Source organism: Buttiauxella noackiae (assembly GCF_000737905.1).
GTDB classification, from domain to species: domain Bacteria; phylum Pseudomonadota; class Gammaproteobacteria; order Enterobacterales; family Enterobacteriaceae; genus Buttiauxella; species Buttiauxella noackiae.
The window spans coordinates 1078562-1101460 of sequence record NZ_JPRU01000001.1; the positions used below are offsets into that span (position 1 = coordinate 1078562).

The following is a 22899-nucleotide window of genomic DNA, read 5'->3' on the forward strand; positions in this document are numbered from 1 at the left end:
CACGCCCATAGACAAAGAACGGATTGGTATCATGAAAACCATTGATGTTGTTGCCGCGATTATCGAGCAGCACGGTAAAATTTTGCTTGCTCGTCGCCCGGAAAGCGGTGATCAGGCGGGTTTGTGGGAGTTTCCTGGTGGTAAGGTTGATAACGGTGAATCGCAGCCGCAAGCCCTGGCACGGGAACTGAAAGAAGAGTTAATGATCGAAGCGTTAGTGGGCGATTACATTGCCAGCCATAAACGTGAAGTTTCGGGGCGGATTATTCATCTTCATGCCTGGCATGTGGCGGAATTTAGCGGAGAAATGAAAGCGCTTTGCCACAGCGAGCTGGCCTGGTGTTTACCTGCCGAGGCATTTGGATACGATCTCGCCCCGGCAGATATTCCGTTACTTGAAGCGTTTATGTCCTTACGCGACGCCAGACTAAAGGGTTAGTGCTCAGCGTTTTTTCATCACGCTGGCATTGTAGCAATACACCACCATCGGCTTTCACCACCGCACCTTCCGAGTAGTTTTGATCCTGGTAAATGCAGCACTGGTTACAGGGTGCAGCGCGCTGTCCCTGACTGCTGAACACTTCTGGCGGCACCGAGATATCTACCTGTGGATCAAGACGCTGCGCCATCACTGGCAGAGTCACCATCAGCGCTACGGCGGCGGCGAGCACGCTTCTTAGTTGCATCATCACTTCCCTCTTTTTTCGTCCATTGCTTACGCGGTTTTTTCTGCTCGTCAGGCGCTTTAACGCCTTTGAAAGCATGATGAACCGGCTTGGTCCGAGCCTGGTGAATCAGGTCATAGAGCGTTTGAACCAACGGCTGCATGAAGTCCTGATATCGACATTGCTTTTCGCTGATTTGCGTCAGCGTTGACTCCCACTGAGCCGTCATATCCGGTCTTGCCGCAAGCTCTGGCAACGAATGGATCAACGCTCGTCCGGCATCCGATGAATGTATATAGCGCCCTTTTTTTACCAGGAACGTTCGCTTAAACAGCAGCTCGATGATCCCGGCACGCGTCGCTTCAGTGCCCAGTCCGTCCGTTGCGCGCAGGATCTTCTTCAGATCTTTATCCTGCACAAAACGCGCGATGCCGGTCATTGCAGAGAGCAAAGTGGCATCGGTGAAATGACGCGGCGGCTGAGTTTGACGCTCAACCACCTCACCTTTTTCGCACAATAGCTCATCGCCTTTGGCGACCACCGGCAACGGTGTGCCGTCGTTCTCTTCGTCGCGCTCTTTGCTGCCAAGCAGCGTGCGCCAGCCAGCTTCGGCCAGAAAACGGGCTTTAGCGTTAAATTTACCGCCAGCAATATCGAGATCGATGGTGCATTTACGGAACACCGCATCGGGACAGAACTGCATTAAGTATTGTCGGGCGACGAGGTTGTAAACTTTAGCTTCATTTTCAGAAAGCGAGATCTTTGAGCTACGCGCCGTGGGGATAATCGCGTGGTGGGCGTCGACTTTTTTATCATCCCAGCAACGGTTGCGCAGATCGGTATTCACCGCAGGTTGCGGCAGCAAATCCGGCTGATGAACGCTAATCGCATTCAGCACCGCATGGCGACCCGCAAAATGTTCTTCCGGCAGGTAACGACAATCCGAACGCGGATAGGTGATGAGTTTGTGCGTTTCATACAGCTTCTGGCAGATATCCAGCACGTTCTGCGCACTTAGCCCAAAACGTTTTGCTGCCTCGATTTGCAGACTGGAGAGTGAGAACGGCAACGGGGCAATTTCTGATTCCCGTTTATCATTATACGCCGTGACGACTGCCGGCTGCCCGCCGATACGGTTAACCACATGTTCAGCCAGCGGGCGATGTAGCAAACGCCCTTCTTCATCCTGATACGGCTCGCAAGACTCGCTAGGGATCCAGGTTGCCACAAAGCGTTCATCCGCAGGTGTGACGATATGCGCTTTGACTTCAAAGAAATCTTTGGCGATGAAATTCTCAATCTCTTCATCGCGGCGCACCACCAACCCAAGCACTGGCGTTTGCACACGTCCAACCGAAAGCACGCCCTGATAACCGGCGTTACGGCCAAGAATAGTGTAAGCGCGAGTCATGTTGATACCGTAAAGCCAGTCGGCACGGGCTCGCGCAAGTGCCGAAACACACAACGGTATAAACTCGCTGTTGGAACGCAGACGAGTGATGGCACGTTCAACGGCTTGCGGGTTGAGGTCGTTTATCAGGCAGCGTTGAACCTGCTGGCGCTTTGCCGGAGCGAGCTCCAGGTAGTCGAGAACTTCATCCACCAGCAACTGCCCTTCACGATCCGGGTCACCCGCATGAACCACTTCATCAGCCTGGACGAGTAGTTTTTTGATGGCATTAAGCTGTTTGGTGACTGACGGGCGCGGCTGCAACTGCCATTTTTCCGGCACAATCGGCAAATCGGCAAGGTTCCAACGCGCGTAGCGCGCATCGTATGCATCTGGCTGAGCCTGTTCCAGCAAGTGACCGATACACCAGGTCACAACCTGCCCGTTTCCACACTCAATGAACCCGTCACCCCGGCGATGGGGTTTAGGAAGCACATCAGCAATAGCACGAGCAAGGCTGGGTTTTTCGGCAATGAACAGACGCATCCGATTAACGAATCTCAATCATCGGGCGACCGGCGCGAGCTTCTTTTAGCTCACCAATAGCCGTCAGTTTGATGCCATTTTTTTCGGCAACGGCGGCAACCGCCGCTTCCGCGTCGGCTTTAACAGCTAACAGCAAGCCGCCGGAAGTTTGTGGGTCGCATAATAGATCACGCTGCGCCTGGGTCATTTCGCCCATCAGATAACCGTAGCTTGCGAAATTGCGCGAAGTACCACCAGGAACACAGCCCTGGGCGATATAGTTTTCAACTTCAGGTAATTTCGGCACTTTATCAAACCACACTTCGGCCTGAACGCCCGCACCCTGGCACATTTCGCTGAGGTGACCGAGCAGACCAAAACCAGTGACATCCGTCATGGCGGTGACACCTTCGATGTCGGCAAATTCCGCACCCGGTTTATTCAGCTGGCACATCACTTGCGCCGCAAGACCGTAGTGCTCAGGTTTTAGCAGGGATTTCTTCTCAGCTGTGGTCAGCACACCAATACCAAGCGGCTTGGTGAGGAACAGTTTGCAACCTGCGGTAGCTGAGCTGTTTTTCTTAACGCGATCGGTTGGTACGATCCCGGTAACAGCAAGGCCAAAGATAGGCTCTGGCGCATCGATGGAGTGACCGCCTGCCAGGGAAATGCCCGCCTGCTGGCAAACAAAACGCCCGCCTTCAATTACTTTGCGGGCGATTTCTGGTGCAAGGGTGTTAATCGGCCAGCCGAGAATAGCGATAGCCATAATCGGTTTGCCGCCCATCGCGTAAATGTCGCTAATCGCGTTGGTGGCAGCAATACGCCCAAAGTCGAACGGATCGTCGACAATCGGCATAAAGAAGTCGGTGGTGCTGATGACACAAGTGCCGTTGCCCAAATCATAAACTGCCGCGTCATCACTGGTTTCATTTCCTACCAGCAAGTTAGGATCGACAAATTTAGCCTGCTCAGAGTGCAGAATAGTTTGCAGGACTTTCGGGGAAATTTTGCAGCCGCAACCAGCTCCGTGGCTGTACTGCGTCAAACGAACGGTTTGCTCACTCATGGACTACTCCTGTCATTGGCAATCACTCTATGGTAACCGTTCAGCAGGATAGTGGTAAGACTGCATGTCTGAATTGCGCCATTCCTGGTCACAATCCAGACAGCTTTTGCCTGTTTGCTTAGAAATTGCGCACAAACGGAGTGATGTCCGGGATGTTGACCGTAGTGGAGGCTTTGAGTTGTGGCGTTCCCAGATATAAGAAACCAACGACTTCATCTTGCTCACGGCAATGAAGTGCTTTGCGAACGGCTTCACTTTCCGTCCAGATGCCGGTGCGCCAGATGCCGTTGTAGCCCTGAGCAACCGCTGCCATTTGCATTGCCATTACCGCACAACCTGCAGAAACAACCTGTTCCCAGACCGGAACTTTATGATTGTCATCACAATGTGCAACGACCGCTATAATCATAGGAGCACGGAACGGAGCGGTACGCGCTTTTTCTATGCCCTTTTCGTCTTGCTCTTCAGCAATTGCAGCTTCTTCCATGACCTTACTGAAACGCTCGCGGCCTTCGCCTTCAATGACAATGAAGCGCCATGGTTGCAAGGTTCCATGATCAGGCGCGCGCATACCGGCACGAATAATATTTTCCAGTGATTCACCTGCTGGTGCAGGCTCCGCCAGGCGGGAAGCGCTGCGACGGTTAAGAAGTAGTTCAAGTGCATCCATTTGATAACTCCTGCAATGAAATTTAGCGCCGAAATTAACACAGCCGTAGATTTTGTTACAGCACAGGGCTGATTTCCTACTGACTTTTGCCCTGGGGGTATTTAGGATAGCGTTCACTAAAGCTGTTATACGCAGCTTGCCAGATATTACGGAGAATACATGCGCACCATCGGGCGATTTGTTGCCGGTTTTTTTAAGTGGACCTGGCGTCTGCTTAACTTTATTCGAGAATTTATTCTTAACCTATTTTTAGTGTTGTTGGTGCTGGTTGGCGTAGGGATCTGGATGCAGATTAACAGCGCGCCAGCAGAGCCTGCACGCGGTGCGTTGTTGCTTGATATCACCGGCGTGGTGGTCGATAAGCCTTCGGTCAGCAATAAATTGGGCGTGATTGGCCGCCAGTTGCTTGGCGCAAGCTCAGATCGCCTGCAGGAAAACTCATTGTTTGATGTGGTCGATACCATTCGACAGGCAAAAGATGACCGCAATATCACCGGCATTGTGCTCGATTTAAAAGAGTTTGCCGGTGGCGACCAGCCTTCTATGCAATATATCGGCAAAGCACTGCGTGAATTCCGCGACAGCGGGAAACCGGTTTATGCCGTGGGCGACAGCTACAACCAGGGGCAATATTACCTGGCAAGTTTTGCCAATAAAATTTGGCTCTCACCGCAAGGCGTGGTGGATCTTCACGGCTTTGCTACCAACTCGCTCTATTACAAAACGCTGCTCGATAAGCTGAAAGTTTCCACGCATATCTTCCGCGTCGGGACTTATAAATCTGCCGTTGAGCCGTTTATTCGTGATGATATGTCTCCGGCTGCGCGTGAAGCAGATAGCCGCTGGATTGGCGAGCTGTGGCAAAACTACCTCACCACCATTGCAGCTAACCGCCAGATTACGGCGCAGCAAGTGTTCCCGGGTGCGCAGGGTTTGCTTGATAACCTGCAAAAACTGGGGGGCGACACCGCGAAATATGCCCTGGATAACAAATTGGTTGATGAACTTGCCAGCAGCGCCGCGGTTGATAAAGCGATGGTTAAGCAGTTTGGCTGGAATAAAGAGAACAAAGATTTCAGCTACACCAGCATGTACGACTACGTGGTAAAAAAACCGTCTGATAAAGGTGACTCTATCGCGGTGATTATCGCCAATGGCGCGATCATGGATGGAGAGGAAACGCCAGGCCAGGTGGGTGGTGACACCACGGCAATGCAAATTCGCGAGGCGCGCCTTGACCCGAAAGTGAAAGCGATTGTTCTGCGCGTAAACAGCCCCGGTGGCAGCGTGACGGCATCCGAAGTCATTCGTGATGAGCTGGAAGCGGCACGCACTGCGGGTAAACCGATTGTAGTTTCAATGGGCGGTATGGCGGCATCAGGCGGTTACTGGATTTCAACTCCAGCTAATTACATCGTGGCAAGCCCGAATACATTGACCGGCTCAATTGGCATCTTTGGCGTCATAAACACCGTTGAAAACAGCCTCGATTCGATTGGCGTTCATACTGATGGAGTGGCGACCTCACCATTAGCCGATGTTGCGGTGACAAAATCACTGCCACCGGAAGTTCAGCAGATGATGCAGTTGACCATCGAGAACGGCTATAAGCGCTTTGTGAACCTGGTTGCGGATTCCCGTAAGAAAACCCCGGAGCAAATCGATGCTATCGCTCAGGGCCATGTCTGGACAGGTCAGGATGCAAAAGCAAACGGCCTGGTAGACAGTCTGGGTGATTTCGATGATGCCGTTGCGAAAGCCGCTGAGCTTGCGAAACTTAAAAGCTGGCACCTGGTTTTCTGGCAGGATGAGCCAAGCGTGCTTGATATGGTCTTTAACAGCGTGAGCGGCTCGGTACGCGCCATGTTGCCACAAGCATTACAGGCATATTTGCCAGCACCGCTGGCAGATATGGCTTTGGCGGTAAAAGCGCAAAACGACAAGTTTGGCACAATGAATGACCCGCAAAACCGATATGCCTTCTGCCTCACCTGTGGTGATGTGCGATAATCTATAATCCAGCCCGGTATTTACCGGGCTGATTTTTTTGCCTCACCGCCTTATACTGCGCCCCATAACGTAAAAGCCAGCCCTGAGTTCACTCATGCAAAAGAAATCCATCTACGTTGCCTATACCGGCGGTACTATCGGTATGCAGCGCTCAGAACACGGTTACATTCCTGTTTCCGGCCACTTACAACGCCAGTTGGCTTTGATGCCAGAATTCCATCGCCAGGAAATGCCTGATTTCACAATTCACGAATATCAGCCGCTGATGGACTCCTCTGATATGACGCCAGAGGACTGGCAGCATATTGCTGATGACATTAAAGCCAATTACGACAAATACGACGGCTTTGTGATTCTGCATGGCACCGACACCATGGCGTTTACCGCCTCGGCGCTCTCTTTCATGCTGGAAAACCTTAGCAAACCGGTCATTGTTACTGGTTCGCAGATTCCGCTGGCTGAACTGCGTTCTGATGGGCAGATTAACCTGCTTAACTCTTTGTACATCGCAGCCAATTTCCCGATTAACGAAGTCACTCTATTCTTCAATAACCGTTTGTATCGCGGTAACCGCACCACTAAGGCACATGCCGACGGTTTTGATGCCTTTGCCTCGCCAAATCTTGCACCGCTGCTTGAAGCGGGTATCCACATTCGCCGCCTGAATACGCCCGCCGCACCACACAGCGAAGGTGAGTTGATTGTTCACCCGATTACGCCACAGCCGATTGGCGTGGTGACGATTTACCCGGGAATTTCAGCAGACGTTGTCGGCAACTTTTTACGTCAACCGGTTAAGGCATTAATCCTGCGTTCTTACGGTGTGGGGAACGCCCCGCAGCACGGCGCATTCCTCAGAGAGTTACAGGAAGCCTGTTCACGCGGCATTATCGTTGTGAACCTGACGCAATGTATGTCTGGTAAAGTCAATATGGGCGGCTACGCAACGGGTAATGCCCTGGCTCAGGCAGGCGTAGTTAGCGGCTATGATATGACTGTAGAAGCGACATTGACTAAGCTTCACTATTTGCTCAGCCAGAATCTGGATGTGCAGGCCATTCGCGAGGCCATGACGCGCAACTTGCGTGGTGAACTCACCCCAGACGAGTAAGGAGACACCATGAAACGTGCTTTGTTGATGGTTGATATACAGAATGATTTTTGTGCCGGTGGCGCTCTCGCTGTCCCTGACGGGGATAGCATTGTTGATGTGGCGAATGCACTGATGAGTTTTTGCAAGACGCGTGGGGATGCCGTTGTAGCCACACAAGACTGGCATCCAGCTAATCACGGAAGCTTTGCCAGCGTGCAAAAAACCGAGCCTTATACCCAGGGTAAACTCGACGGATTGAGACAAACCTGGTGGCCTGATCACTGCGTACAACACAGCGAAGGTGCAGAACTCCACCCTTTGCTGAAAACTCAGGAGATCGACGCTATTTTTCGCAAAGGCGAAAATACTCAAATTGATAGCTACAGTGGCTTTTTTGATAATGGGCATCGCCAGAAAACGGAGCTCGACAGCTGGCTATTTCGCAATGAGATCAAACAGGTCGTTGTTATGGGTTTAGCAACCGATTATTGCGTGAAGTTCACAGTACTCGACGCACTGACATTGGGTTATGACGTGATAGTGATTACCGATGGTTGCCGGGGCGTGAACCTTCATCCTCAGGACAGTCTGAAGGCATTCCAGACCATGTCTGCGGCAGGTGCCACTTTAATGACGTTTGCTGATTTTACTTATTAATTATCCCCCAGGGCGCGATCGCGCCCTTCCCCTTTCTCGATTCCGCTCTCATTCCTGGCTTTTTTTGATAGCTGATTTTTGAGAGCGCTCTCATAATGACTTTGCTTATTAATGCAGCATGTTAGCTGTATTTTTTTACCTTCCGTCCCCCGGGTTACGGCTGGTTTTTATTGTTATGACTCGTCAAAGAGGAACTACCCTATGGTCTTCACGCGTAAACTGCTGCCGTTGCTGGCAGTAATACAAATCGCCTGTGCCGGTGTGGCTCAGGCAAGCTCTTATCTCTCCGTCGGTTACTTTAATGGAGGCGGTGATGTTACCGCCGGGCCTGGTGGCGATATCAACAAACTCGATGTGCGCCAGATAACCCACCTCAATTACTCATTTGGTCTGATTTACAACGACGAGAAAGACGAAACCAATCCGGCGCTGAAAGATGCCTCAAAATTGCACCAGATTTGGTTATCACCAAAAGTGATGTCCGACCTTGAGAAGATCCCGGAGTTGCGTAAACAGAATCCCTCACTGAAAGTTTTGCTGTCTGTAGGTGGTTGGGGTGCTCGTGGCTTTTCAGGAGCTGCGGCAACACCTGAAAACCGCGCGGTGTTTATTCGTTCGGTGCAGGACGTGATTGCCCGCTACGGACTCGATGGTATCGATTTGGATTGGGAATACCCGGTGAATGGCGCATGGGGGTTAGTGGCAAGTCTTCCTGAAGACCGCGCTAATTTCACTGCCTTGCTAAACGAACTGCGCACCGCTTTGGGTAAAGAAAAATTACTGACCATCGCTGTGGGCGCTAACGTGAAAAGCCCAACGGAATGGGTCGATGTGAAGGCCATTGCACCAGCGCTGGATTACATCAACCTGATGACCTACGACATGGCGTATGGCACTCAGTACTTTAACGCTAATCTGTATGATTCGAAGACCTGGCCAACCGTGGCTGCGGCTGATAACTACAACGTTAATTTCGTGGTCGATAATTATATCAAAGCGGGGCTTAAGCCGGCACAGATGAACCTCGGTATCGGCTTCTACGGCCGTATACCTAAACGCGCAACCGAACCGGGCATTGACTGGGATAAACCAGACGCTGCTAAAAATCCGGTCACACAACCGTACTTTGGTGATACAGAAAAAGCGTTGTTTATGTCTTTAGGTGTTGATCTAACCAAAGACAGTTATATGAAATACAACGATATTGTCAGCAAGATGCTTAACGACCCGCAGAAACGCTTTACCGAAAACTGGGATGATGACGCGCATGTGCCTTATCTGACCATCAAGTCAGCCGAAGGTAAGCCGCTGTTCGCCATTTCTTATGAAAACCCGCGTTCTGTAGCAATTAAAGCGGAGTACATCAAAGCGAAAGGCCTGGGTGGCGCAATGTTCTGGGAGTATGGCGCGGATGATAATAACCAACTGGCGAAAGAGCTAGCCAAAGATTTGGGCATTAAAACGGAGCATTAATTTTCAAAATCAAACTGGGCGGCAATTGTGCCACCCAGTTTTTTTGAGTTTACAGCTTCACGGTCATAATTGGCGCAGGCTCAATGCCGAATTCAGCTTTAAGTTGCTGCTTACTCTTCATCACGATGTTGCCGTCAGTGCCGATGGTCATATGCTGCGGATCGGTGTTATGACGCGTCTGCCACATCATCACTAATTGCAAACTGTTCTCTTTTTGATCGGGCGTCAGTGCCACACCGTCTGGCCATTTCCCCAGCTCAACGGCAGTCACCAGGCGTTGATAAACTTCCGGTGTCATTGCTTCTAACATCTCGTCCAGATTCATCATGAGGCAAGTTCCTGTGGAATAATTTGCTGAATCGATTTTTCAACCTTCGATTTGCTCGCCGTTTTTATCATCGGTGAAGTTTAACGAGGCTGAATTCACGCAGTAACGCTCACCTGTTGGCTGCGGGCCATCCGGGAAAACATGGCCTAAGTGGGCTTCACAATTGCCGCAACGGATTTCAATGCGCTCCATACCGTGTGAGAAGTCCTTGATGTAATGGATAGCGCTGTCGCTTACGGGTTCATAGAAGCTAGGCCAGCCGCAGCCTGAGTCATACTTAGACTCTGACATAAACAACGGTGCGTCGCAGACCAGGCAATGATACACCCCTTCCCGTTTGTTATGCAGTAGACGCCCGGAAAACGGTGGCTCAGTGCCATGCTTCTGGGTGACATAAAACTGCATTTCAGAAAGGTTTTTTTTCGATAAATCAGGAGGTAATTGGTTAGCCATATGCGTACATCTCGGGCAGTGGGTACTGTAACTGATAACAGCATGATTCTAACAAAAAATTAACAACGCCGTGCTGTTTTTTGTTCTAAACTTAGCCCTGAATTTCAGGCGCAGCGTCAATTGTGATCGCCGTCACATTCTTGTTGGAATGGTCCTTTAAAATTCCTCGCATCGTCCCCATATGGCTAAAGAGCCAAAAGGGAAGCGCGAGGCGGTTCAGTCGTTCAAATGATGTCCATAGGATTGATTTGTCGCAATGATTGACACGATTCCGCTTGACGCTGAGTAAGGTTTTTGTAATTTTACAGGCAACCTTTTATTCACTAACAAATAGCTGGTGGAATATATGACTATCAAAGTAGGTATCAACGGTTTTGGCCGTATCGGCCGTATTGTTTTCCGTGCTGCTCAGGAACGTTCTGACATCGAGATCGTTGCAATCAACGACCTGTTAGACGCTGAATACATGGCTTACATGCTGAAGTACGACTCAACTCACGGTCGTTTCAACGGCACTGTAGAAGTCAAAGACGGCCACTTGGTTGTTAACGGCAAAACTATCCGTGTTACCGCAGAACGTGACCCGGCTAACCTGAAGTGGAACGAAGTCAACGTAGACGTTGTTGCTGAAGCAACTGGTCTGTTCCTGACTGACGAAACCGCTCGTAAGCACATCACTGCTGGCGCTAAAAAGGTTGTTCTGACTGGTCCTTCTAAAGATAGCACTCCTATGTTCGTTAAAGGTGCTAACTTCGAGAAATATGCTGGCCAGGATATCGTTTCTAACGCATCTTGCACCACTAACTGCCTGGCTCCACTGGCTAAAGTTATCAACGACAACTTCGGTATCGTTGAAGGCCTGATGACCACTGTTCACGCAACTACCGCTACTCAGAAAACTGTTGATGGCCCGTCTCACAAAGACTGGCGCGGCGGCCGCGGCGCAGCTCAGAACATCATCCCTTCTTCTACCGGTGCTGCTAAAGCTGTAGGCGTTGTACTGCCAGAGCTGAACGGTAAAATCACTGGTATGGCGTTCCGCGTTCCAACTCCAAACGTGTCTGTAGTTGACCTGACCGTTCGTCTGGAAAAAGCTGCGTCTTACGAAGAAATCAAGAAAGCAATCAAAGCGGCTTCTGAAGGCCCAATGAAAGGCGTTCTGGGTTACACCGAAGACGACGTTGTATCTACTGATTTCAACGGCGAAATCTGTACTTCTGTGTTCGATGCTAAAGCTGGTATCGCACTGAACGACAACTTTGTGAAACTGGTTTCCTGGTACGACAACGAAACTGGCTACTCAAACAAAGTACTGGACCTGATCGCTCACATCTCCAAATAAGTTGAGATGAGTAATTAGTCCTGAAGGCGACCCATGCGGTCGCCTTTTTTTTGGCTTCGATTGATAGGTGAGTCAATGATTAACAAAATTTTTGCCCTTCCAGTAATTGAACAAATCACCCCCTCTATTTCACGCCGTCAGATTGATGAGCTGGAAGTTATCGTGGTTGAACATCCACAAGCACGTGGTGCTGTGACTTTGCAAGGCGCACACCTGTTGTCATGGAAACCAGCTGGCGAAGAAGAAGTACTTTGGCTGAGCGGCAATACTCCGTTCAAACACGGTACCGCTATTCGTGGTGGCGTGCCAATCTGCTGGCCATGGTTTGGCCCAGGTGCACAAGCAGACCTGCCAGCACACGGTTTTGCCCGCAACCTGCCATGGGCTCTGACTGCGCATAACGAAGATGAAAGCGGTGTTTCCCTGACCTTCGAATTGCAAAGCAGCGATGTTTCCCGCAAATACTGGCCGCATGATTTTACCCTGTACGCACGTTACAAACTGGGTAAAACCTGTGAGATGGAACTGGAAGCGCACGGTGAATTTGAAGTTAACTCCGCCCTGCACACTTATTTCAACGTTGGCGATATTGCTGATGTGAAAGTGAGCGGTCTGGGTAAACGTTATATCGATAAAGTGTTGAATGCGACTGAAGGCCAGTTAACAGACGGTGTGCAGACCTTCCCTGATCGCACAGATCGTGTTTACCTGGAACCAGAAGAGTGCAGCGTTATTCATGACGCGAGCCTTAGCCGCACCATTGACGTTGTTCACCACCACCATGTCAATGTGGTTGGCTGGAACCCAGGCCCGGCACTCTCTGCTTCTATGGCAGATATGCCAGACGATGGTTACAAAACTTTCGTGTGTGTTGAAACCGCATGTGCGAGTGCGACGCAAAAAGCGACAGCTGATAAACCGGCTCGTTTAGCAACAACTGTGCGTGTAGCGAAAAAAGCTTAAACCATATCTAAAGGCGTTTTACGGCCCGGTGCCGGGAACGCCTTTTCCATCAGCGCTATTTCTTCCTGACTCAAAGTAACTTCAAGTGCCGCCGCATTTTCTTTCACATGCGCCACACTCCCCGCTTTCGGAATTGCCATCACGCCATCGTGATGAATGACCCATGCCAGTAATAACTGTGCGACAGTCACACCTTTACGGTTTGCCAACTCATTGAGTGCCGGATCATTCATCAACCCACGACGCAAACGCCCCGCCTGTGCTAAAGGGCAATAAGCCATAACAGGTATCTTTTGCTGTTGGCACCAGGGCAGTAAATCATGTTCGATCCCACGAGATGCAAGGTGGTAAAGCACCTGGTTGGTAGCACATCCACGCCCACCAGCCTCACGCCATAACTCTTGCATATCTGCATAGTCAAAATTAGAAACACCCCAACGGCGAATTTTGCCTTGCTGTATGAGCTGCTGCATGACCTTGAGGGTATCTTCCAGCGGAATATCACCACGCCAGTGCAGTAAATAGAGGTCGAGATAATCTGTTTTTAGCCGTTTCAGGCTCGCCTCGCATGCGGCAATTGCATGCTGCCCTGCGGCGTTCCACGGATACACTTTTGAGACGAGGAAAACCTCATCTCGTCTGCCGCTAATAGCATCACCCACCACCTTTTCCGCGCCACCATCGGCATACATTTCAGCGGTATCGATGAGCGTCAACCCAAGGTCGATGCCCGCGCGTAGTGCATTGGCTTCTTCTGTGCGTTGCGCAGGCTTTTCACCCATATACCAGGTGCCTTGCCCAATTGCCGGTAAAGGTTGTGATTGAGGAAAGAGAATTTGTTTCGCCATGACATCCTCCTTAAATAGTTGCACCAACATAATGCAAACGGGGCGCAAGCGCCCCGTAGAAGTGCATGAGTTGCACCATCAGAAACTATAAGTGACGCCGGTCATCAATACCCCGGTCCACTCTTTATCGACCATCGGGCTATCGGTGACTTCATTTGCCAGACGCACATAACGGCCCAGGCCGAATACGCTCCAGTCCTGAGTCAATTTGTAGTTAACGGACAGCTCAACATACGGCGACCAGCTGCTTTCAGCTTCGTAAGAGCTCAGGCCACTGCGGCTGGACTCTTTCTTGCTGACACCATAGTAATAATCATTTTGATTATCACTGCTCCACTGCACCCCAATCCCTGGCGTCAGAGTCAATTTGTCGCTGTTGAAGCGATACAACCACGCAGTATCCCAGGTGATGCCATTACTGTTGTCCAGAGTATCACCTGCCAGCACGGTGCGCAGGAAACCATAATCGGTGTAATGAACATAGGAAAGCCCTGCCATTAACGTCGCTTTGCGGTTATCCAGCTTGCGCATGCTGTCAGAGTCACTGTCTTTCGCACGGAAGAATAACGGCGAATAGTAAGCGGTGACGGAGAGCTTATCGGTCTTGTCGTTCCACAGGTAGTAACCCGCGTTGATGCCACGCAGGTAGAAACTATCCCCTTCATAACCCACCATCGGAACCGGATACACCCGGTCCTGGTCGCCTTTGTAAGGATTCGGGGTGACCAATGCAGCAGCCCCTAAAGACCATGGGCCATCTGCTGCCTGTGCAGCAGAAAAAGATGAGGCAATCAACGCCCCTAATGCAAGAATTTTGAATTTGCTCACAATCCATTCAGTCCTTTAATCAAATAATCAGCGACGAGAGTGTAACCTCTCTCGCTTAGCACCCCAAGTTTTTTACTTATTCGAAATCTCAAACCAATTGACTAACATCCCTCACACAGGTTTCACCTTCTTTTCACTTTTATGAACGTCATGTGATGTGAGTCCCTTCCCTTTACAACAAAAGGAGAAATAAATGGATGAGTTATTGATATGTCATTGAAATTGGCTTGCAGCCGTATGCAAGTTTTGCAAATGCCATCTACGCTTTATTTTAGGAAGATGAAATACGCTGAACGCAGCAATAAAACTGCCACTAACGAAGTTGGCATAAGGGTTGCTCAAGATTCAGGAGACGTCTTCCGGGAGCCCCCATTACTATTACCCTCGGCTCTCTAACCTGTGCTAAAAACGAAAGGACGGCATGCCATGAATATATTCGATCACTATCGCCAGCGTTATGAAGCTGCCAAGGACGAAGAGTTCACACTGCAGGAGTTTCTTGCTGTATGTAAGCAAGATCGCAGTGCCTATGCTAACGCGGCAGAAAGGCTATTGATGGCCATTGGTGAGCCAGTGATGGTGGATACTGCCACTGAGCCACGGCTATCCCGTCTCTTTTCGAACCGGGTGATCTCCCGTTATCCGGCGTTTGAGGAGTTCTATGGCATGGAAGAAGCCATTGAGCAGATTGTTGCCTATCTCAAACACGCGGCCCAGGGTCTGGAAGAGAAGAAACAGATCCTTTATTTACTGGGGCCGGTGGGCGGCGGTAAATCTTCACTCGCTGAACGCCTGAAAGCGTTGATGCAGCGTGTGCCTATTTACACGCTTAGCGCCAACGGTGAACGCAGTCCGGTGAATGACCACCCGCTGTGCCTGTTCAACCCACAGGAAGATGCCTCTATTCTTGAAAAAGAGTACGGCGTCCCTACACGCTACCTCGGCACGATTATGTCTCCGTGGGCGGCAAAACGTCTGCATGAGTTTGGCGGCGACATCACCAAATTCCGCGTCGTTAAAGTGTGGCCGTCAATTCTGGCACAAATCGCGATTGCCAAAACTGAACCGGGTGACGAGAACAACCAGGATATCTCGGCGCTGGTCGGTAAAGTGGATATTCGCAAACTGGAAAACCACGCGCAAAACGATCCCGATGCTTATGGCTATTCCGGTGCGCTGTGCCGTGCAAACCAGGGCATCATGGAATTCGTTGAGATGTTTAAAGCGCCAATTAAAGTGCTCCACCCGTTGCTCACCGCAACCCAGGAGGGGAACTATAATGGGACCGAAGGCATCTCCGCCCTGCCGTTTAACGGTATTATTCTGGCGCACTCCAACGAATCTGAGTGGGTGACATTCCGTAATAACAAAAACAATGAGGCGTTCCTTGACCGTGTTTACATCGTCAAAGTGCCTTATTGCCTGCGTATTTCCGAAGAAATTAAGATCTACGAAAAACTGTTGACCCACAGTGAATTGCTGCACGCGCCTTGCGCCCCTGGCACACTGGAAACGCTGTCTCGATTCTCGATTCTGTCGCGTTTGAAAGATCCGGAAAACTCCAGCATTTACTCCAAAATGAGGGTTTATGACGGTGAAAGTCTGAAAGATACCGACCCGAAAGCGAAATCCTACCAGGAGTATCGTGATTACGCCGGTGTAGACGAAGGCATGAACGGGCTCTCCACACGTTTTGCGTTCAAAATTCTGTCGCGCGTGTTCAACTTCGACCACGTCGAAGTGGCGGCGAACCCGGTGCACTTGTTCTACGTGCTGGAGCAACAGATCGAGCGTGAGCAGTTCCCGCAGGATGTGGCAGAGAAATATCTGGAGCACTTAAAAGGCTATCTGATCCCTAAATACGCCGAATTTATCGGTAAAGAGATTCAGACGGCGTACCTCGAATCCTACTCAGAGTATGGGCAAAACATTTTCGACCGTTATGTAACCTACGCTGACTTCTGGATTCAGGATCAGGAATACCGCGATCCGGACACCGGCCAGCTGTTTGACCGCGAATCTCTTAATGCGGAACTGGAAAAAATTGAAAAACCAGCGGGCATCAGCAATCCGAAAGATTTCCGTAATGAAATCGTGAATTTCGTCTTGCGTGCCCGAGCCAATAATAATGGTCGTAACCCTAACTGGACCAGCTACGAGAAGCTGCGCACGGTTATCGAGAAGAAAATGTTCTCGAACACCGAAGAGTTGCTACCCGTTATCTCGTTCAATGCCAAAACCTCGACCGACGAGCAGAAGAAACACGATGACTTTGTCGATCGTATGATGGAGAAAGGCTATACCCGCAAACAAGTCCGTCTGCTGTGCGAATGGTATCTGCGGGTGCGCAAATCTTCATAACGTCTAAGTCAAAATGGGTGCCACAACCGTGGCACCTCTGCGCAGTTGGCAAAGAAGTTTGGGGGAAATATGGCCTATTTTATTGACAGGCGACTGAACGGCAAAAACAAAAGCGCGGTGAATCGCCAACGCTTTTTGCGCCGTTATAAAGCACAGATTAAACAGTCGATTTCCGAGGCCATCAACAAGCGTTCGGTAACCGACGTGGACAGCGGCGAATCCGTCTCTATCCCAAGTGAAGATATCAGCGAACCGATGTTTCATCAGGGGCGTGGTGGGCTGCGCCATCGTGTTCACCCGGGTAACGATCACTTTGTACAGAACGACCGTATCGAGCGCCCACAAGGTGGTGGCGGTGGTTCAGGTGGTGGCCAGGGCCAGGCAAGCCAGGACGGTGAAGGCCAGGATGAGTTCGTCTTTCAAATCTCTAAAGATGAATATCTCGACTTACTGTTTGAAGACCTGGCATTGCCGAATCTGAAAAAGAATCAGCATCGCCAGATAACCGAGTTTAAATCACACCGTGCGGGTTACACCTCGAATGGTGTGCCGGCGAATATCAGCGTTGTCCGTTCGTTGCAAAACTCGCTGGCTCGTCGCACTGCAATGACTGCTGGAAAACGGCGTCAATTACACGAGCTTGAAGACAGCCTTGAAACGGTGAGCAACAGCGAACCTGCTCAGTTGCTTGAAGAAGAACGCTTGCGCAAAGAGATTGCCGAACTGCGCGAGAAAATAGCCCGTGTACCGTTTATCGACACCTTCGATTTACGCTACAAAAACTACGAAAAACGCCCTGAGCCTTCAAGCCAGGCGGTAATGTTCTGTTTGATGGACGTTTCTGGTTCGATGGATCAGGCCACCAAAGATATGGCAAAACGCTTTTATATTTTGCTCTATCTGTTCCTGAGTCGAACCTATAAAAACGTGGAAGTGGTTTATATACGCCACCACACTCAGGCCAAAGAAGTGGATGAGCACGAGTTCTTTTACTCGCAGGAAACGGGCGGCACAATTGTCTCAAGCGCCCTGAAACTGATGGATGAAGTGATGAAGGAGCGCTACGATCCTGCACTGTGGAATATTTACGCCGCGCAAGCTTCTGATGGCGATAACTGGGCCGATGATTCGCCGTTGTGCCATGAATTACTGGCGAAGAAATTACTGCCAATGGTGCGTTATTACAGTTATATCGAAATTACGCGCCGCGCCCACCAAACCTTGTGGCGCGAATATGAGGATTTACAATCCACGTTTGATAACTTCGCGATGCAGCATATTCGCGACCAGGATGATATCTACCCTGTATTCCGTGAGCTTTTCCAAAAGCAGGCGAGTAAAAGTTACAGCTAACCCCAAAATCAGCCAGTCCTATACTGGCTGATTTTCTTTATATGACACAAATAAAGTCATTTAATTTTTTATATTCCTCAGCAAAGACGTAACCTGCTAAAAATCTGCAATATCAATAAACATCATGCATTTGCACAAAAAAATAGGGAATCACTTAAAAAGGCTGACGCGGCTATCCACCTGCGCGTAGAGTGGTTAATAACAATAAAAAACCGTTTTCTCTTTTTATACTCGCCCTACTTCGCAAGGAACAAAATGATTTTCGACTCCACGCTATTAATCCTGCTGGCTCTCGCCGGGCTTGGGTTTGTTAGCCATAACACCACCGTTGCGGTATCAATTCTGGTACTGATTATTGTCCGCGTAACCCCTTTAAGTCATTTCTTCCCGTGGATTGAAAAACAGGGCCTGACAGTGGGGATAATTATTCTGACTATCGGTGTAATGGCCCCGATCGCCAGCGGCACTCTGCCCGCAAGCACCCTTTTGCACTCTTTCACCAACTGGAAATCGCTGGTTGCTATCATTGTGGGGGTGTTTGTTTCATGGCTTGGCGGGCGTGGCGTTACGCTCATGAGCAGTCAGCCAAGTTTAGTGGCGGGCCTTTTAGTCGGCACTGTTCTTGGCGTAGCGCTATTTCGCGGTGTACCAGTCGGGCCGCTTATCGCTGCCGGACTGGTTTCACTGGTCATCGGGAAACAGTAATAGCTCTACTGCGGTTCCAGTGATGCAAGATAACGCCCTGGCGTGTTACCAAGCGCTTTCTTAAACATTGTGATAAATGCATTGGTCGAGTCATACCCGAGTTCACTCGCCACCTGTTGCACAGACGAACCGCTAATTAAGAGCCGGATTGCGATGATTAATTGCAACTGTTGCCGCCAACGCCGAAAACTAAGACCTGTCTCCTTCACCACCAGACGGGCCAGATTACGCTCGCTCATCGCCAGGTGCGAAGCCCACTGCTGCAAGGTCTGGCGTTGCTGCGGATGCTGCGCCAACTGGTCAGCGATAAAGCGAATCTTCGGGTGCCCTGACATCGGCAAATGCAGCGGTTCTACCGTCTGGCGCGGCAATTCATCAAACAAAACCTGTACCAGTCTTTGAGTTGCAGGCTGCGATAGATCACCTTCATGTTGCTCAGTCAGATGCAGTATAAGCTCGCGAACCAACGGTGAAATTCTCAGGGTGCAGCATTGAGTTGGCATCTCTACCGCCCCAGGTTCGATAAACAGAAAACAAAGACGTGCATTAGCCGTGGCCCGGTTACTGTGAGGCATTTCTCCAGGGATCCAGACCGCGTGTTGAGTTGGCACCATCCACAACGCCTGCTCAACTTCACAGGTAATCCCACCGTGCAAAGCCAGAATCAACTGCCCTTTTCTATGCTGGTGGAAGGCTATTTCGTTCTCACTTTCTGACACCAGAATCCGAAATGCCTGCGCAGGATGGCAATTACTATCAGGGTCGAATCCTTCGAGGGCTAAACCACGCTCCATAACCTTGTCCGAATTTAGGGATAAACTGGCATTTTACGTTGATTTCATCCATTCCTATAGCGTGTATCTTGAACGCTTCGTATTAAGGGATATTTTTATGACGTCAATTTTTTCCACAAGCATGAAAAAACACGGCTTGTTGCTGCTCGGCATTTTAATGATTGCCACAACACTTCGCGTTACGTTTACCGGCACTGCACCGTTGCTGGATATGATTCGCGATACTTTTGGGCTAACTACGGCCCAAACAGGCATCCTTACCACTCTCCCACTATTAGCATTTGCGATAGTTTCTCCACTGGCTGCTGGTATTGCCCGTCGCTTTGGAATAGAACGCAGCCTGTTTGCAGCGATGCTGATTATCTGTGGAGGGATCGCGCTGCGCTCTGCGGGAAACACCGCATTCTTGTATGTTGGCACAGCGATTATCGGTTGCGGTATTGCGATGGGTAATGTGCTATTACCCGGCCTGATTAAACGTGACTTCCCAGGCCAGGTCGCACGCCTGACTGGCGCGTATTCTCTAACAATGGGTGTTGCTGCGGCTATTGGCTCAATGTTTGTCGTCCCCATTGCTCAGCACGGCTACGGTTGGCCAGGCGCACTAATGGCGCTGATGATCTTTCCAATCGTTGCACTGCTGATTTGGTTACCACAGCTATCCAATCACACCACATCAACACTGAGTACCAGCAAAGCGCTACATAGCCGTGGCATCTGGAGCTCGGCTCTTGCCTGGCAAGTTACGCTATTTTTGGGAATTAACTCGTTAATTTATTACGTGGTGATTGGCTGGCTGCCTTCAATACTCATCAGCCACGGTTATAGCGAAGCACAAGCAGGCTCCCTGCACGGACTAATGCAGCTTGCAACTGCAGCACCAGGTTTGCTGGTTGGCATGATCTTAAGCCGCCTGAAAGATCAACGAGGGATCGCGATTCTTATGGCATTACTCTGCGCCATCAGCTGTATCGGCTTGCTGTTTGTACCAGGCCTCGCCAGTATCTGGGTGGTGATATTTGGCTTTGGCTCCGGCGCAACAATGATTTTAGGCCTGACGTTTATCGGCTTACGAGCGAATAGCGCACACCAGGCGGCGGCTCTCTCAGGCATGGCGCAATGCGTTGGGTATTTATTGGCTGCATTCGGGCCACCAGCAATGGGGAAAATACACGACCTTTCTGGCCAATGGAGCCTTCCTTTGTTGGGATGCGCGATCCTTGCGTGCGTGATGGCGGTATTTGGTGGTTTCGCCGGGCGTGATGCGGAGATCAGCCCAGCGCGTTCTCATCACTCCTCCTGATTAATGCTGCGCCGCTATGAGCAAAGCCTCAACCAGTGGCGCAGGTTTATCCTTCAGGGCATTACGCTCATGCTGGAAAAGCGTACCGACGAAGAAAGGATGCCCCCTTAACTCAACGACACGAATATCACCTCGTTCATCCCAACCGGTGGCGTGTAGTTCAGACAGGCTTAGCTGTTCGGCAAAATTTTCAGCTATCCCATAATTACAATGGTAGCCTTCCTCAATTCTCGCCCTGCCATACGCTTTAGCAATGATTGAGTTGGCTTCGAGTTTTATAGCGTCGGATTTCTCCACCAGCGAACAGATGAGTGGCGCAATAACCAGGCGGCCCTGGCTTTCAGTTTCCGCATGACCAGCATCTTCCCAGCCCATTACGTTTCGCGCGTATTCGATAATTGCATGCTGGAATCCACCACAGGTTCCAAGGAACGGAATCTGGTTCTCACGGGCAAAACGGATGGACAAAAAAGCCCCCTCTTCATTCCGATAAGGGCTGGCTGGAACGCACCAGATGGCGTCATACCCCACCAGGTCTTCCGGACTCGTGACTTCTGGTGTTGGCAACCAATCGTAGTCAGCAGTAACGCCAACATATTCAGCAGCATTATCTAAAGCAAGAGGAATAGCCTGATGTGCAATGACCGCAGGGTTATAGTCACCAACCAGCGCAATGCGAAGAGTTTGTTTCAAAGGCAATGGGGGCATTTAATTGATTATCCTTATGTTTAGTAACTTCTGCTACATAAGGAATGATAGAGTATGCCGTTACCTTCTGCCTTGCAACGCCCAAAATTAGCAGGGTGGCGACGGCACTGCACACTGTAGTACCGTGCATCTTTCCATACATTTACGTGATGCCATGAAAACAAAAATACTGGTTAGTGCCTGTCTGATGGGCTTTAAAGTTCGCTATAACGGGCAAGCCAAACCACTGCTTACCCGCGTGTTAGAACACTGGCATCAAGAGCAACGATTGGTTATTCATTGCCCTGAATTAGCAGCAGGGCTTACAACACCGCGCCTACCCGCAGAACTGGTGGGGGGTGATGGTTTTACGGCTCTTATGGGGAATGCAAAAATCCAGGAAAGTGATGGTACGGACGTAAGTCAAAGCTATCTCCTGGCCGGATGGCTTGCGTTAAAAACAGCACAAGAATCAGGATGCAGACTAGCATTGATGACCGACGGTAGCCCAACATGCGGTAGTCAGAAGATTTATGACGGAACTTTTCAGGGGATTACCCAACCGGGAGTCGGAGTGGCGGCCGCATTACTGCGACAAAATGGTATCGAAGTTTACGCCGAAAGCGAACTTCCCGCGTTGATTGCTCGAATTGAAGAATTAGAAGGTTAAAAAAATAAAATCAATGATGGCAACTGCGTTTTAACTGCCACCTGTCGCCATCATCCAATCAAAATACTGCCAGTTCTTCATCAAACTCTGGCAATAATGTCTTATCAAGCGGCATCAGGTATTCTGCCCGCACAAAGGTATAGCCTTCGCGCCCATCAAAAGCCACTACATTGCCAGTCACCAGCCACAATGGATGAGTTGCATCACGTGGAAGTTGCGTCATAACTCCCGTCACCGGATTTATAAAGCTCTCACCAGGCTCACACAGTCCAAAAAGCTCGACTGATTTACCCACGTTTACGCGCCCGGCTGCAGTACGGGAACCAATAATCATTGCCAGCATTCCCGGTTTTAGTTGAAACATAAAGCGACTCTATAGCTCGTTAAAAATTGGCTATATCAGAACATTCCTAGATTAAAATGTAAACAGGCCGCTTTCACCCAATGAAAGGGAATGATGTAAAGAGGCTGTGCCGGTCGCGTGCAGCGCAACTTGAACCATTGCAGAACTCGCAATAAACCAACAAGCCTGTCTTATTTTATTAATCGCGGGTTTGCACCCAAAACGCATGGATTACGCCTGGAATATAACCTAATAAAGTCAGGACAATATTTAAAAGAAATGCCCAGCCGAATCCCTTGCCTAACAAAACGCCCAACGGGGGTAAAATAATCGTAAAAACAATACGCCAAAAGCCCATAAAAAAACTCC

The 22899-nt window shown here is 50.1% G+C and carries 24 protein-coding genes; 12 read left to right on the forward strand and 12 right to left on the reverse strand.

The window, feature by feature from the left end; translation table 11 throughout:
- Nucleotides 1-31: 31 nt before the first annotated feature.
- Entirely contained in the window at nt 32-439 is a 408-nt protein-coding gene (locus IX31_RS04910) for a pyrimidine (deoxy)nucleoside triphosphate diphosphatase (RefSeq protein WP_034456053.1), read from the forward strand.
- Here IX31_RS04910 and IX31_RS22210 read toward each other — a convergent pair.
- From IX31_RS22210 to IX31_RS04925, 4 genes are all read right to left on the reverse strand, one after another.
- The gene (locus IX31_RS22210) at nt 405-647 is read right to left on the reverse strand and encodes a DUF1496 domain-containing protein (RefSeq protein ID WP_422110226.1); all 243 of its coding nucleotides are present in this window, start codon (nt 645-647) and stop codon (nt 405-407) included. The genes IX31_RS04910 and IX31_RS22210 overlap by 35 nt on opposite strands.
- A complete protein-coding gene (locus IX31_RS04915; RefSeq protein ID WP_034456056.1) occupies nt 613-2601 on the reverse strand; it encodes a DNA topoisomerase III in 1989 nt (662 codons plus the stop codon). Before IX31_RS04915 ends, IX31_RS22210 begins: the two co-directional genes overlap by 35 nt.
- A 4-nt stretch (nt 2602-2605) precedes the next feature.
- Nucleotides 2606-3649 (reverse strand): selenide, water dikinase SelD, encoded by a 1044-nt coding sequence (gene selD / locus IX31_RS04920; protein ID WP_034456057.1) that lies wholly within the window; start codon nt 3647-3649, stop codon nt 2606-2608.
- Between the two features lie 118 nt (nt 3650-3767).
- Entirely contained in the window at nt 3768-4319 is a 552-nt protein-coding gene (locus IX31_RS04925) for an NAD(P)H nitroreductase (RefSeq protein ID WP_034456058.1), read from the reverse strand.
- A 159-nt stretch (nt 4320-4478) separates the two neighbouring features.
- Here IX31_RS04925 and sppA point away from each other — a divergent pair, with 159 nt between their 5' ends.
- The 4 genes from sppA (at nt 4479) to chiD (ending at nt 9552) form a co-directional block, all read left to right on the forward strand.
- Entirely contained in the window at nt 4479-6329 is a 1851-nt protein-coding gene (gene sppA, locus IX31_RS04930) for a signal peptide peptidase SppA (RefSeq protein WP_034456059.1), read from the forward strand.
- Between the two features lie 94 nt (nt 6330-6423).
- A complete protein-coding gene (gene ansA / locus IX31_RS04935; RefSeq protein ID WP_034456060.1) occupies nt 6424-7440 on the forward strand; it encodes an asparaginase in 1017 nt (338 codons plus the stop codon).
- A gap of 9 nt (nt 7441-7449) precedes the next feature.
- On the forward strand, nt 7450-8079 hold the full coding sequence (gene pncA / locus IX31_RS04940) for a bifunctional nicotinamidase/pyrazinamidase (protein WP_034456061.1): 630 nt from the start codon (nt 7450-7452) through the stop codon (nt 8077-8079).
- A gap of 201 nt (nt 8080-8280) precedes the next feature.
- Complete coding sequence (gene chiD / locus IX31_RS04945; protein WP_034456062.1) at nt 8281-9552, forward strand: chitinase ChiD; 1272 nt, start codon at nt 8281-8283, stop codon at nt 9550-9552.
- 49 nt (nt 9553-9601) lie between these two features.
- Here the strand turns inward: chiD and IX31_RS04950 are convergent, their stop codons facing one another.
- Together IX31_RS04950 and msrB are read right to left on the reverse strand one after the other, a co-directional pair.
- A complete protein-coding gene (locus IX31_RS04950; RefSeq protein WP_122974001.1) occupies nt 9602-9877 on the reverse strand; it encodes a YeaC family protein in 276 nt (91 codons plus the stop codon).
- 42 nt (nt 9878-9919) lie between these two features.
- Nucleotides 9920-10333, reverse strand: coding sequence for a peptide-methionine (R)-S-oxide reductase MsrB (gene msrB / locus IX31_RS04955; protein ID WP_034456064.1), 414 nt, complete (start codon nt 10331-10333; stop codon nt 9920-9922).
- A gap of 346 nt (nt 10334-10679) precedes the next feature.
- On the opposite strand from msrB, the gene gapA reads away from it, so the two are divergent.
- Both gapA and IX31_RS04965 read left to right on the forward strand, forming a co-directional pair.
- Nucleotides 10680-11675 (forward strand): glyceraldehyde-3-phosphate dehydrogenase, encoded by a 996-nt coding sequence (gapA, locus tag IX31_RS04960; RefSeq protein ID WP_034456065.1) that lies wholly within the window; start codon nt 10680-10682, stop codon nt 11673-11675.
- A 75-nt stretch (nt 11676-11750) separates the two neighbouring features.
- Entirely contained in the window at nt 11751-12638 is an 888-nt protein-coding gene (locus tag IX31_RS04965) for a D-hexose-6-phosphate mutarotase (protein WP_034456066.1), read from the forward strand.
- On the opposite strand, the gene IX31_RS04970 is transcribed toward IX31_RS04965, so the two are convergent.
- A complete protein-coding gene (locus IX31_RS04970; protein WP_051880546.1) occupies nt 12635-13486 on the reverse strand; it encodes an aldo/keto reductase in 852 nt (283 codons plus the stop codon). The two genes, IX31_RS04965 and IX31_RS04970, sit on opposite strands and share 4 nt — an antisense overlap.
- Before the next feature lie 78 nt (nt 13487-13564).
- Nucleotides 13565-14314, reverse strand: coding sequence for a MipA/OmpV family protein (locus IX31_RS04975; RefSeq protein ID WP_034456067.1), 750 nt, complete (start codon nt 14312-14314; stop codon nt 13565-13567).
- Nucleotides 14315-14740: 426 nt separating this feature from the next.
- Here IX31_RS04975 and yeaG point away from each other — a divergent pair, with 426 nt between their 5' ends.
- From yeaG to IX31_RS04990, 3 genes are all read left to right on the forward strand, one after another.
- A complete protein-coding gene (yeaG, locus tag IX31_RS04980; protein WP_034456069.1) occupies nt 14741-16675 on the forward strand; it encodes a protein kinase YeaG in 1935 nt (644 codons plus the stop codon).
- Between the two features lie 69 nt (nt 16676-16744).
- The gene (locus IX31_RS04985) at nt 16745-18028 is read left to right on the forward strand and encodes a YeaH/YhbH family protein (protein WP_034456070.1); all 1284 of its coding nucleotides are present in this window, start codon (nt 16745-16747) and stop codon (nt 18026-18028) included.
- A 258-nt stretch (nt 18029-18286) separates the two neighbouring features.
- Nucleotides 18287-18733 carry a DUF441 domain-containing protein gene (locus tag IX31_RS04990; RefSeq protein ID WP_034457157.1) on the forward strand — a complete coding sequence of 149 codons (447 nt, stop codon included), beginning with the start codon at nt 18287-18289 and terminating at the stop codon, nt 18731-18733.
- 5 nt (nt 18734-18738) lie between these two features.
- Here IX31_RS04990 and IX31_RS04995 read toward each other — a convergent pair whose 3' ends face one another.
- Nucleotides 18739-19527, reverse strand: a complete 789-nt coding sequence (locus IX31_RS04995) for an AraC family transcriptional regulator (RefSeq protein WP_034456071.1) — start codon at nt 19525-19527, stop codon at nt 18739-18741.
- 97 nt (nt 19528-19624) lie between these two features.
- Between IX31_RS04995 and IX31_RS05000 the strand changes: the two genes are divergently transcribed.
- Nucleotides 19625-20830 (forward strand): CynX/NimT family MFS transporter, encoded by a 1206-nt coding sequence (locus IX31_RS05000; RefSeq protein WP_034456072.1) that lies wholly within the window; start codon nt 19625-19627, stop codon nt 20828-20830.
- Here the strand turns inward: IX31_RS05000 and IX31_RS05005 are convergent, their stop codons facing one another.
- Nucleotides 20831-21538 (reverse strand): CTP synthase C-terminal region-related (seleno)protein, encoded by a 708-nt coding sequence (locus tag IX31_RS05005; protein WP_034456073.1) that lies wholly within the window; start codon nt 21536-21538, stop codon nt 20831-20833.
- Between the two features lie 154 nt (nt 21539-21692).
- On the opposite strand from IX31_RS05005, the gene IX31_RS05010 reads away from it, so the two are divergent.
- Nucleotides 21693-22187: a 2-thiouracil desulfurase family protein gene (locus tag IX31_RS05010; protein ID WP_034457158.1), complete on the forward strand. Its 495-nt coding sequence runs from the start codon at nt 21693-21695 to the stop codon at nt 22185-22187.
- A 58-nt stretch (nt 22188-22245) separates the two neighbouring features.
- Here the strand turns inward: IX31_RS05010 and IX31_RS05015 are convergent, their stop codons facing one another.
- Both IX31_RS05015 and IX31_RS22215 read right to left on the reverse strand, forming a co-directional pair.
- Nucleotides 22246-22551 carry a hypothetical protein gene (locus IX31_RS05015; protein WP_034456074.1) on the reverse strand — a complete coding sequence of 102 codons (306 nt, stop codon included), beginning with the start codon at nt 22549-22551 and terminating at the stop codon, nt 22246-22248.
- Nucleotides 22552-22729: 178 nt separating this feature from the next.
- The gene (locus IX31_RS22215; protein ID WP_034456077.1) at nt 22730-22888 is read right to left on the reverse strand and encodes a YqaE/Pmp3 family membrane protein; all 159 of its coding nucleotides are present in this window, start codon (nt 22886-22888) and stop codon (nt 22730-22732) included.
- Nucleotides 22889-22899: the final 11 nt, after the last annotated feature.